Source organism: Nocardia sp. NPDC004260 (assembly GCF_053603155.1).
In genome coordinates this window covers 55,227-68,674 of sequence record NZ_JBSGEZ010000032.1, presented here as the reverse complement: position 1 = coordinate 68,674, position 13,448 = coordinate 55,227, and the positions used below count along the sequence as shown (strand labels likewise).

The 13,448-nt window shown below is 66.8% G+C and carries 1 protein-coding gene (only partly in view); it reads left to right on the top strand.

Going from position 1 to position 13,448, the window contains the following annotated elements; all coding sequences use genetic code 11:
* On the top strand, window positions 1-13,448 hold the 3' portion of the coding sequence (locus ACWEO7_RS20030) for a sigma-70 family RNA polymerase sigma factor (RefSeq protein WP_452425137.1). It extends 14,455 nt beyond the left edge of the window; the window shows 13,448 of its 27,903 coding nt (coding positions 14,456-27,903); its start codon lies off the left edge, out of view; it ends in the stop codon at window positions 13,446-13,448.

Here is a 13,448-nt window from a genome sequence, read left to right as displayed (position 1 = left end):
CATCCTCAAGGACGAGCCGATCCACCTACGACACAATGCCATTGCCGGAAATCTCGCTCGAGCCCGCGGACGACATCGAGCTGGTGTGGCCTGAGGTGGATTCGCGCGGCTGGTTCGTGGTGCCCGGGACGGGGCCCGACAAGCAGCCTTATCACACCAGCGACCCCGAAAACGGCGATCCGTTCATCCTGCTGGCCAACGGAAAGTTCGTTACCGCCGACGCCTCGCACGAGGATCTGCTCAGCGCACTCCTCGCGCAGGGTGTATCGCTGGACGAGATCAGTGGTTTCGGATGGTGGCGGATCAGCGGCCGGGTGAAGGGCCTCGATGCGTTCAGCCAAGGTTTCGAGGAATGGAACGGGGATCCGACGAACCCCGCGCAGATCCTCGACGCCTTGGAGAACAGCGGAGCCGATCTCAGTGTGTGTGAGTTCGACGCACAGTTCGGTTCCGAGCACCAGGGCCTGATGTGGCGAGGCGCGGCAGCCGAGATGCCTGTCGGACAGATACTCAGCCACGAAGGCGACGCATACAAGCTGCTGTCCGGCTACGCGTCCGCCGACGACGGCGCGGGGAACCGCGTCATTTTCTGGAACGACCTTGTCGCCTGGGAAGCGACCGCCGAGGGCCAGTCGTTCACCATCCGGGTCAACGCGGCCCGAAGTGAACCTGCCGAGGGCACGATCACCGTGCGCACCAACGGTGGCTCTGTCGAAGCGCATTACACCGCCATCCGGTTCGGACAGGATCAAGCGCGAGCATCTCTCGCGTGGTCGGTCGTGCACGACAAACTCACCTCCTGGCTCACCGATTCCGGCGCGTCCTGGGCAATGGGCAGCGAAACGGCTCCGACCGAGGACATTTCCGCAGCGGCCGGCCGACCCGCGACAGTGGCGCAGTCGGCCCAACGGGCCGAGCGAATCATTCGTGCCGAGCCCGAGGGCCGATACAGCCCGAACGCGGCGTCGGAAGCCGCGTCCTGGCTGGCCGAACAGCTCGACGGCTGGCCCACCGAACAAGTGAACCTCGCGTGCGCCGAACTCACGGCCATGGTGACCGACGCCGCCGAACACCGCCGCGGCAGAGTCCACCTCATGGCGGAGACAACCGACGACCAGCTGCGCGTGACGCTGCTCGACACGCACGCCGCCTCGATGCCGCGGAACGCGCGAGGCGGTATCTCGACCCGCACCGGTCTCGCTGTCCTACCCGGACGGGATGTGCCTGTGGCAGTGAATGCTTCGACGCCGATGCGCTCCGGCATCGAACTGTTCAAACACCATGAGGACGGCTGGCACCAAGCCGTATGGTTCGAACTGCGCAAGCCTCACGCGAACCAGAACACAGGGCTGGCCGAGGCACTGCAATCGGCGGACGAACCTCTCAGCCCAATCCCGGATAGCACCCAGGCGGCGGGACGGCCAGGCCGCAAACCCGTTACGCCGCAGCCACCGACCGGAGCCGGGAACCTCAGCTCAGCGGAATCCGATAGCCTTTCCGGCCCGGAGCAGAACCGGTCCGCACCTACGAACAACCCGCCGGCCGGCAACCGTATCGACCCAGTCGCAATCGACCTGCTCCCTGAGCCGCAGCCGAATGACCCAGCGGGCGACGGGCATCGAGCCGACGCGAATGCACTGGCCTTCAGTACCGACGAGGGCGAGGAAGGATCCACGCTTCCAGCTGATCCACACCCCACCCGACCGGAGAACGAGCACGCGGCGCGGGCAATCGCCGCACTGCGTCATCAGTTCGGGGAGCACGCGACGCTGTGGTCGCTGGTCGAGCGCGTCGACCCCGATGAGGTAGTCGATGCCGCCCGAGCACGCGCCAGAAGGAATGCGCACTGGTGGTTCTCGCTGTCCACCGAACAGCAGGCGGGGATGGTGGCGGTACACCCCGCCCTGATCGGCAATACCGACGGCATCCCGTACACCGTGCGCGATTACGCCAATCGCCGGTCGATCACCCGGCAGCTCACGCAGCTACGCCGGATCATCGGGCACCGCGGACTCACCGCCGCGGAGAAGGCGCATCTGCTCAACCTGGAGACCACCCGGGATCAACTGGCCGAAATCGAACGCCGCGTCGACGACCTCGGATCGCCGCCGGTACAACTCCTCGCCTACGACGCCGAGAAGTACGACGGCAACGGCCGGATCTCCGTCTCCATCGGAGACGCCGACGAAGCGACGAACGTCACCCGCCATGTCGGCGGCTTCGGGACCACGCTGCGGTCACTGCTGTACCGGTACGGGTTTGCGGGTGCGCAATACGAGATGACCTCACGGTATGCACCCGAAGAGACCGTGGCGGCCATCATCGATATCGGCTACGAACACCCGACCAAACTGCTGAAGGGAACGGTGCCGGTTCTCCCGTTCGATCCCCTCTATCACCGGTTCGCAGAAGTCGGTGGCTATGTCGTAGCGCGAGATACCGTGTCCTACAACAGCACTCGCGAGGCTTTGGCCGAGCACCGGGGCACCGCGCTGCCGCGGCTGCACACTCTCCTCGGACACAGTTACGGCTCCACCACCGTGTGCTACGCGGGCCGGGACGCTCGGCTGGCCGGCGAGATCGACCAGGTGGTTCTGACGGCCTCCCCGGGCGCGGGCCCGATGACTCGGGCTACCGACTTCGGTATCGGGGCCGAGAACGTCTACGTGCTGACGGCGACCCGTGATCCCATCGCCTGGCTCGGCGCCACCACTCCCGACCGGCGCGGCCGATTCCTCAACCGCGGTCTGGGACCGGATCCGGCCGGCGCGTCCTGGGGAGCGGTGCGGCTCACCGCGGAGCCACCGAAGACACCAGAGTTCCGCAAGCGCATGCAGGTCCATCAGGGTTACAACTCGTATGCCGATATCGAGGCCCGGGTGCCGACCGAGTCGCTCGACAATATCGGCCTGGTCACCGCGGGTCGTGGCGCCGACGCCACCCGCGCCGAACATCGACCGGCCGATGGGGGCCGCGGTCCTGCGCTTCATGTCACCGATCCGGAACGCAGGCGGGCCGCCCGCACCCGCGCACTGAACGATGGCTTCGGTCCGGCGGAGGCCGCCGAAATCGAGCAGCTCATCGCTGAACTGCTGACCTTCCGCGACAAGGACGGCAATCGTCCGTTCGCCTACCTCGAGAACATGCCGATTCCCAGCGCCTCCGAACCATCAGGGCCGGATTGGGTCGCCAACCGCAGCAGGTGGTTCCGGGCGCTGCGCAAGGGCGACCGCGTCGCGCTGCGAAACGTAGAACTCACCGCCAAGGATGCCTTCGAACTGAAGCGCTTGCTGCGACGCTCCCCCATCTACCTGACACTCGCGCTAATCGTCGCAACCGGTTTGAAAGCCGAACAGCTACTGGGTATTTCCGAACACGGCGCGCTGTTGTTCAAACAGGAGAAGCGAATACAGGGGAACGAGACAACCACCGTCTGGAAGTTCCGGACCATGCCGGAGGACGAGCCGGAAGGACCCACCAGCAGCGCCGCCGTCGCTCGGGCCACGCTGTTCCAGCGGTACCTGCGTGACACATCGCTCGATGAGCTGCCGCAACTGCTGTCGATCGCGAGGGGAACGATGTCCTACCTGGCGGGTAGACCGATGCTCGACGGCGACCGTGTCCAGATGCGGAAAGTACTCACACCCGAGGAATACGAATTCTGGGACCAGCACCGCAAGAACGACCTGTGGTCGGCGCTGCACTTCCCCGGCTGCCGCGGTTTCGACCGCGAGTCGCCGGAGTATCTGCGCACCAGATATCTCGCGGCCCGACTCTATTCGATGATCGGAAGCCGGTCGGTCGACGAGTACATGCTCGAGGTGATCGACCAGTACCTGCTCGGCATAGTTGGCAGCGAGGGCCGAGCACTGATACAGAAGCTCGCCGCCCACCTGCATGGCCGTTTCCTCTCCAGCCCCGGTGCGAGTACGGAGACGACCGCTGTCTCAGCGCAACCGTCGCCCGACGCCGAACCCGCGCAATCCCCCGATGGTGACACCGATCGACCGGCCGTGGACAGCGGCGCGGCACAACCGTCACCCACCCCGGTGGAGCCCGCGCCCGACGACCTGCTCGAGCGGATCCGCGGCATCAACCCACTGCGCAACTCGGACATCAGCGCCGAGTGCACCATCGCCGCCGACCTCCGGCTCAGCGGCCGACCCGGCATCGTCGCCGAACCGTCGGAAACAGGACGAGTGCCCGGCTACGACAGCCGATCCAACATCCGGTTCATCCAGGCCCACTACGACACGACGTTCCAGCACATCGAGAGCTGGACCGAGCTCGAACAGCAACTCCTCGACGCCGGCCACCTGGCACGCGGCATCATCGCCTACCGCCACCAACCCTTAGGAGGTCCGCAAGGCCACACCGTCAACGTCGTCAACTACCACGGCAGCATCCGCTACGTCGACGGACAATCCGGCCGAGACGTCACCAAGAGCATCCACGCACTGACCAACCGACTCACGGTACCCGCGAGCCATCGCGACCGACCTCCCGATATCGACGCCCACTTCCTCCGCACCGACGGCCACTACACCGGATCCCGCCCCGGCGCACCGGGTGTAGCGACGCCCGTCCCTGGCCCGCCCACGGTCGATGAACCCGCCCGCGGGCCCGGGGACTCCGACCGGGACGCGCAAAGTTCGCCGGAATCCGGAATTTCGTCGAGCACGTCGAGCACCCGCGGTGTCACAAAGACCCCCGGCAACAGCGTCGACCCCGTCGCGATCGACCTCGGCCCCTACGACGACGACTCCGCGGGCCGCGATGTCGTCGGTCCCGGGCACGCCACCGGTACCCCGGCGGGGGTTGCCGAGCTGGTGGGCGAGGATCTGTCGTTTCGCGGCGATGTCGCCGAACAGCTTTTCGCGCAGCACATCCCGGAGGGTGAGCCGCCGGTGACGACGACTCGCGCCGCCTGGGAGCGGGATGTCCGCCGTGCGGTGCGCGGTGCGGAGGCGAGGCTCGCGGGCCTACGCCCCGGCCCGGGAGCCGAATCGGGATCGGGCTTGCTCGGCCTGCCGCCGCTGTCCGAGATGTTCTGGTCACGAGCAGATCCGGGGGATGACGGCGCGCAGCCTGTCGGCCTGCACAGCCCGCCGATACTCGACGGCCTCGTCCGGGACAGCGCACAGGCGGGATCGGATGAGAATCACACCGCGTTCGGCCCACCCGCCTGGGTGTACGCGGCATTCGCCGTCCGCAATCCCTGGCCGCCCGAGGTACGGCCGCAGGTGCTCAACTGGTGCATGCAGCAGATTCGGCAACGGCACTACGGCGCCGCGGAAGCCGACTTCCACCGCTACCTTGCGGTCGAAGCACGAATCGCGGCCATCCACCAAGCACTCCACGCGCCCACGGACATCGCTACCGACCCCGGCCGGTACACCGATCTGGTGTCGGCGTTCTCCACGAACCTCACCTTCGTGCACCGCGAAGCGGCCATCGGCCGGGCCCTCCTGAATCGTGGGAAGCTCAGCGCCGGGTTCGCGTACGTTGCCGGCCTGCGTCGGACAACGGAACATCGACCGGTACCCGAGGACGAAGGTCAGCGTGTACTCGAAGCCTTCGCGAGCCACCTGTCCCCGGGACGGCCGTCGAACCTCGACACCTATATGACACCGGCACTCGATGAGCCGCTCCCACCGCGGCTCGGGTCTTCGATTCGAAGATTGCTGGAAAACCGACGGCAGACCGAGTTGAGCATCGCCATCCGGCCTCCGGCGACACAGACACAGCGCAGAACACACAGACTGAACGTGACTGGCGCCGCCTACGAGCCGGACCCCGCCCGCGAGGGGGAGGTACGCCTCCGCATGCACGCCGCGGTGATGATCGATCAAGCCGAATTCGGCGATGTACAACTAATTTTCGAGCTCGACACCTCCGGAATCGTCACGGCTTACGTCGAGCCCGGCCCGGCCGGCGACTTCCTACCGGAGTATCGGTCCGCTCGGGGCGACACAGGACGAGGGTCGTTCCTCGACTTGGTTCGGCACTTCGTGCGCGGCGTCGGCGCCGACGTGCTGCAGGTGAAGGTGGCCGACGACGCGGGCGCCGCGGCACTGCACGGTCGCGACCTGCTGTCGCGCGCGGGCCTCGCACCGGTCGAGAACGCGCCGCAGTGGCTGAGCGAACGCTGTGCACCACCGGCGGTCGCGGCCGACCCCGTCCCGTCGGGCCTGGATCGACGACTCACTCGCGAGCAGGTGCTCGGGTTGATGGAACAGGTCCGCGTGACCTCGCCGCACGAATCCGAAAACCAATGCGGTGTCTGGCATCTGCCGCTGCCCGCCGGACCGGGCGCGACCTCGGTACCGATGGTGACGGTCCGGGTGTACCTGGACGAGGCGGAGCGTTTGGGCTTCGATCTGGACTCGCTGGCCGCGCCGGCGGCGGAAGCGTCGGACCTGTTCCACCAGGCCGGGGTGCGGGGCCCGCGGCTGCTCTATGACTCCGAATCGTCGCCGATGGCACTGGATTTCAAGACTCGCGTGACGATTCACGAGCACATCGCGGGCGATGAAGTCCTGCCGGACGAGGGTTGGGACCGCACAACCGAGGACGTCTTCCTCGAGTTGTCTCGACTACACGGCCTGTCCTCCACTCCCCACACGAAGCATCTATGGGACCGGGAGCAAGGACGCCGGGTGCTGGAACTGGAGCACGGCGACTTCGACCACAGGCTCGACACGCTGATCGGCGGGGTCCCGCTCTTCGTCTTGTGGCAGCCGACGCTCCTCAACGACGGCAGCGAGCTGATGGGCTTCACGCACGGCAACCCGATCCGCCGCAAGATGCGGCGCGGCGCCGACGGCCGCATCGGATTCACCGATTCGAAACTCGCGCAATACGCGCCCATCGCATGGGATTGGGCTCGGTATTACCTCGTGAACGACTGGGCCGACGACGCCGAACGACGTGCTGTGCACTCCGAGATCCGCACGATTCTGCGATACCGATACGGAGACGGTGTCGGTGACGAACTGGTAGCGGACTTCGAGCGCTACGTGCTGCTGGAGGCACGCAAGTCGATCATCGGCGACGCCTACCGGCTACCCAAGAAGATCGCCACAGGGTTCGCGACCATCGAGGAGGTGCTTCCGGACTTCTACCGGAACGTCGCCCTCGTCCGCCGCGCCGCCGGGCAGGACCCCATCTCCGAGGACGCGGTTCACGATCTGCTGGCGGAATGGGCGCTACGTGAGCTGGAACTGCTGGACACGTCCGCCGCCGCGGCGACTGCCTGGGAGATTCCGCCGGCTCCCGCGACGGAACCACGCCGGTGGATGCGGCGGATGCTGCACGCGGCCGACAGGGAGCTCGGTGCCGGTCACCACGATGTGGACAAGTCGGCGGCACTGACCGCCGTCCAACGCTGGGACGGACCGCGACGGCTGGAGCCGATCAGGCTGCGGTGGCTGGGCTCCTCGGACGGCTTCCTCACCGCCGTCGTCACGGCTGCGGTCGTGGAAGGCACACGCATCAGCGGCGAGGTCTATTTCACCTTTTCCACGAATGCCTCCGGCCGGATGGTCGCAGATTGCGTCGGCGACCTGGAAGCCCAGAAGGTCGAACCTCTCGTGCTCGACTTCGTTCGTGACGCGGGCGCGGACCGGCTCCAGGCGACGTTGATCAGTGACTGGGCGGCGGCGGCTCGGGCCGGATTCGACTTGAACAGGGAGCATCCCGGTGAGAGAGAAGCAATCCGCGAGGCCTTGTGCGACGCCATAGACGACCTCGAACAGCGCGTGCCGACCGTCCCGCCCGGCGTCGCAGAAATAGGCCGAAGGTTGCGAGCAGGTGACCTCCCTACGCTGAGGGAACTGTGGGATGCCGGGCTGGTCGACGCCGGTGTTCCGCTCGAGGAGATCCTCGCACCGTGGGCCGCGTGCATCGACATGGCCGACGCACCCGCCGCCACGGACCTCGAATGGAGCCAACCCGAAGCGCGGCCGGTCGTAGCCATCCCCACGGACCCGCCCGCACAGGAAACGCTGCTGGACAACATCGAACGCGAAGGCCGCGGCACACTGGACTCGAAGGTTACCGCCAGGCAGATCCTGCGGGCCCGGCTCCGAGCACCCGACTACGAGGGAAACAACAAGCGGGCGTGGCGCTATCGAGACGACAACGGCAACCGGATAGTCGTGCACCAGATATTGCCGACGACCACAGGTGAAAAAGACCTCACCCGCAACCCCGATCCGTCGCATCGGAATGTCCGCTGGTTCCATCGGCTTCCGTTCGATGCACCCGATGCCGTGCAGCTTGCCGGAACTGTGACCGATGTTCCCGCACAGGTATACCGATGGCGCGATTACTACGTGGAGGAGTATGCCGACGGACGCACCCCGGAGCCGGATGATCCGAACTGGGATCTGATCTTGAAGAAGATGTTCGAGGCGAAGCGACGTCTGCTGAATGTGCAGCTACCCCCGCATCTGCAGGTGCGGCCTGTGACCGAACACCTCCACCTCTACCTGGATCAGCAGCGCCGCAACTACCGTCGCCGCGCGCCCTGGCTGGATCGGCTGTTCCGCCTCGCCCCCCATCAGGCCTGGTCGCCGGAGACCGACGACGCGATTTGGCGGCCGAGCCTAAATCACAACGACATGACGGTCAGCAACCTGCGAATCGACGACGAGAACGACACCGCGACGCTGATCGATTGGGATAACGCCGCCATTACCCACCCGCTGTGGGATTACGTGACGATGCTGTGGTCGAACTGGCCGCCGGAGATCGCCGAACAGGTCGAGAACAAGATCAGAACCGAGGTCCGCGACCTCGAGGCCAACGGGCTGGTCGGACCGGGCGCCGAAGCGGAACTGGATCGGCTGCTGACAATGGGTTGCCTCGACTCGCTCTACGCCGATTCGCGCAATTTCGTCCAGCAGATCGCGGAGGACGCCGGCAAGGCCGACCGGCTCACCGGACGGTTCTACTCCGACTATCGACGGCTGTGCCGCCTGCGTGGATGGGAGCCGGAGTCGCCGGATGTCGTTCGCACGCTGATGCTGGAAGCGGTGAACGAGGTGTGCACGAGGCAGGGGTTGCCGCCGCTGCCGAATCAGCCTGCGGCGCAGCCGAGTCGGCACGCCCCCTCATCCGCGGACATTCCGGAGGCTGTCGCGCCCACAGCACGTCCGCATCCGGTTCTGCCGGCCGCCGAGGTCGCAGGCGACACCGAACTGCGGGCTGTCGTGAACGGTCTGCTGGATCGACGGTACGGTCCTCGCGACTACGCCGTGATACCGACCACCGCACGGTACACCGACAACGCGGGGAATCGGTGCTTGACCGTGTCGGCCACCGTTGTCGCCGGGGGCACGTGGCGCGTCGGCGAATCGGGCGACATGCGTTTCCATGTCAGCCAGGGCGGAGTCGCCGAGGGCCTACCGGGCGTCGATGAAGCGGGCGACATGCGTTTCCATGTTCGCCAGGACGAAAATGGCCGAGTCACGGTGACTTTCGACCACCTGGTGGTCGACCCGGCCTTCGCGGGCGGGCACTTCGCGCAGCACTTCGTTCCGCAACTGCGCCAGTGTGTCGGCACGGATGGCCGGATCATCGTGCCCGTCAACGGCCCGACCGGCTTCGCAATCGCGGCACAGCACGGTCTTCGGCTGGATTCCGATCCGGACCATCTCGCCGAATCGCGGGAGAGCACGGCGCACCTGCTGAGCACCGACCCGCGGGAACTCATCGCCGACCCGATGCTCGACCGGTTCGACCGGCCCGCCGAGGCACGACCGACCTTCACGGAGCTGGCCGCGTATCTCGAGCCGTCATCACAGCGGTGGTCGCAAGACCTCCGGTGGTGGGGCGTGCTGGACGGTGTGTCCACGGACGTTTCCGAACCACTCCCCGGTGCGGCTCCACGACCGACGGCCCGGATGGCGTCCCTCGGTGCCGAGACCGAGGATCCCGCATTGACCGGAACCGACATCGCACTTCTCACCACGCTGTTCCGCAATCGAGCCCACTTCGCCGGGAATCATCACGGGGTCTGGATCTTCGAGCTGAACGGCCGGAAGGTTGTCATCCGGGCGTCGATCAATACGCCGAATCCCAATTTCGATCCCCGGATCGGCCTCACGTTCGGGGAATCCGCCGCCGTCCAGCTGTGCCGGAAGGCCGGCGTCCGGGTACCGGCGCTGTATCACGTCGGTGCTCAGGAGTCCTATCCGGAGCATTACCTGTTCCACGAGTACCTCGCCGGGGAACACCCCACACCGGATGATCCGTGGCAAGACGTCGCCGAGGCCCTGTTCCCGGCGCTCGATCGCCTGCACGCCCTGCACGCCGAGCACTGGGCCGAGGCCGAACCCGAGCAACAAGTACCCACCACCCGCGTCGAATGGGAGCAGCGACTGGTTCGCGAGGTGGCACGGATCCCCCTGGAGTTCGACACCGATGATCGGCTGCACGGCGAACTGGGTCTGCCCGGCCTGTACGAGATCTTCGACGTGCGACCCGCAACGGACGACGATATCCAGCTCGGTGTGCTGCACGGCGATCCGACCTTCCTCAATATGAAGCTGGGCCCCGATGGGGTCGGGCTGCTCGACCTGGAACTGACCCAGCCGGGATCGCCGGTGTGGGATTACGTGGCGTTCGCGACAAGGAACCCGTGGCCTACCCCCACCGTCCGGAACGAGGTCATGAACTGGTGCCGGGCGCGGCTGCGGCGCGACCACGGCGCGGACGCTGCCGCGGACTTCAACCGATATCTGGTGCTGGAGGCATGGAAATCCGTTGCCGGAGACAGCTTCCGGTTGCCGCTGCTGATCGCCCGCGACCCGAGTTTCCTCGCCGACGCGACCGACGCGTTGCACCGCAACCTGAAGGTCGTGTTCGCGGCCGCGGGTCGACGGGCACCGGATGAGACCCAGGTGCGTAACCTCTTGCAGCGATGGTCTCGCCAATTCGTACGGCAACGCGAAAACCACATGATGGCGACGGATTCGGCTGCCGACCGATCGGCAGCCGTCGAACCGGCTACCCATGCGACGGATCCGGACACGTCCTGGCTGCCGCGGCTGTCGGTGCGCGAGTTGCTGCTGCGGGCCGCGAGCGGGCACGACAGCGCCGCAGCGGAGGCCGGCCTGTCCGAGGCCATCGCCACCCTGCGGTGTACCGACGGACCTGCCAGGCTGGAAGCTCTCGCGGCGGAATACGAGCCGCTCGATGACGCTGCCCCGGGCGTGGTGAGCCGCATTCGGCTGCGCACCGTGCTGATGGACGGCACCCGCGAATACGGCGAAATCACCGTGCGTTTCGACCTCGACGAGTCCCAACGAGTCACCGCACGGCCGGAACCGATCGGCGCCGACCTCGATCGCCTCGCCGCCGACTACGGCGGCCCCTACCTCCTCGGACCGGCCGAAGACCTGGCCCGGCGGATGGGCGCCGATGCGATCGAGGTCGAGGTTTCGCGCAAAGACGGCGTCCGAGCGGCGCGGTGCGGTTACAGCTGGGTCTCCGAGCCCGGCGGGCAGGCCGGGCCGAGTGCGTGGTTCGCCCGGCGATGGGCGTACAAGGACCTCACCGATCCGGCGCTGCCGACCACCCCGATCACATTCCGCCCTGCCCTGCGCCGCCCGCAGGGCACCGATTACCTGCTCGACATCGCCGAACCGGTCCACGACGGCGGCTTGGAGCTCGACGATGCGGCCCGCATGCTGATCACCGTCGTGACGAATTCCCCCGATGTCGCCGGCCATTACACGGAGGTCTGGTGCGTCACCGACGGCGGCGGAAAGCCGGTGAAGGTGCGGCGCATCGTCGCCACGCCTGGAGACAAGGATCTGGCCGCCAATCCCACGCATCCGAAACTGCTCGCTGGAGACCGGCTCGTCGAACAGGTCGCCCTGGACGACGAACGCGCGGAAGGTCTGGCCCGGCAGGCAGGTGTCGACGTGCCGACGACGATGGCCCACTCCGACGACTACTCGTTCCGCGAAATGGGCCCCGGCCGCGTCCCCACGACCGGTGACCCGGACTGGCCACGGACTTTGCGCGCCCTGCTCCGACAGTTGCGGCGGTTGCAGGCGGTCGAGCTGCCCAACGATCTGTCGGTCCGCACCGTAGCCGACCAGGAACAGCTGTACCTGAGCATGCAGCGGATCAAGCAGGAACAATCTCATCCGTTCCTGCGCAGCATGGGAGTACCGCTGTCGCACGAGATCTGGGTGCCGGGCGACACCACCTGGACGGCCGGGCTGAGCCACGGCAACGCCACCTTCCGCAACCTGTGGGTCCGGCCCGACGGCGAAGTACGCCTCGACAACTGGAATCTCACCGGCGTCCGGCACCGGTTGTGGGACTACGTCACCATCTTCTGGAACTCATGGCCGCCGGAGGCCCTGGGCCGGGTGACGATCATGGTGGAGGACGAAATTCGCGACCAGCACGGTGAATCCGGTGTTCTCGAGTTCCGGCGGCTGCGCGCCATGGCCGCCCTCGACTCGCTGTACACCGACTCCCGATACTTCGTGCACAAGATCAGCGTCGACCCCGCCACAGCCGGCCCCCTGACACGTCGCTTCTACTCCGACTACCTCGCCCTGTGGAGCTACGCCGAGACGACCGGGCAGTGGCCGTCACGGGGGACGCGACTGACCTATCAGCAGGTCCGCGACCTCATGCTGCATGCCGCCGACCCGAGCCGACCCCGCCCCGACCTGCCCAGCACCGGCCTCGACACCACGACGCACTCGACTCGGCGGACCACCGTCGCACCGGACCCGAATCTGTCGGAGGTGCCGGCCATACCGGATCTGCTCGCCGAACCCCCTGCCGAAAGCGAGTTGCTACCGAGATTGTCCGGCCTGCAACGGGAGTACGGCCTCGAGCTCGAGCTGCGGCTGACCCGCGTCAACTATCTGCGCACCGACGACGAGTCCATCTCCGGAATACGGATCCGCGGCGTGTTCGTCAGCCGTGGCGAGAATCCGGCCGAGGCGGGGGATCTGGATCTCTCCATCGAGTTCGACGAAAACGGCTGGCTCACCGCACGATTCGACAAGCTGTGGACCGAACCGTGGCAAGCCAACACCAGAGCCGGTGACCAGGTCGTCACCCCACTCCGCGCTTACCTCCGGCGGTCCGAGGTGGAAGATGTGACCTTCATGGTGCACGGTCGCCGCGGGGCTCGCGCCGCGATCAGGCACGACCTCGACTGGAACGGCGTCACCGATCCCGACCATCTCGCCGCGGGCATGCGGGCGCTGAGCAGCCGCATCCGTGCGGATCTCGCCCTGGAACCGGACGCTGTGATCACCCCGGAGTTGCGACAACTCCTCGACGAACTGGACTACCCACCGAACGACCGCTACCCCACCCTCGCCGAAATCGACCGCCACCTGCCGAGGGGAATGCACGCGGCCGACTTCTTGAAGGGATTCCACTGGATCGGCCGCACCACGCCGTGA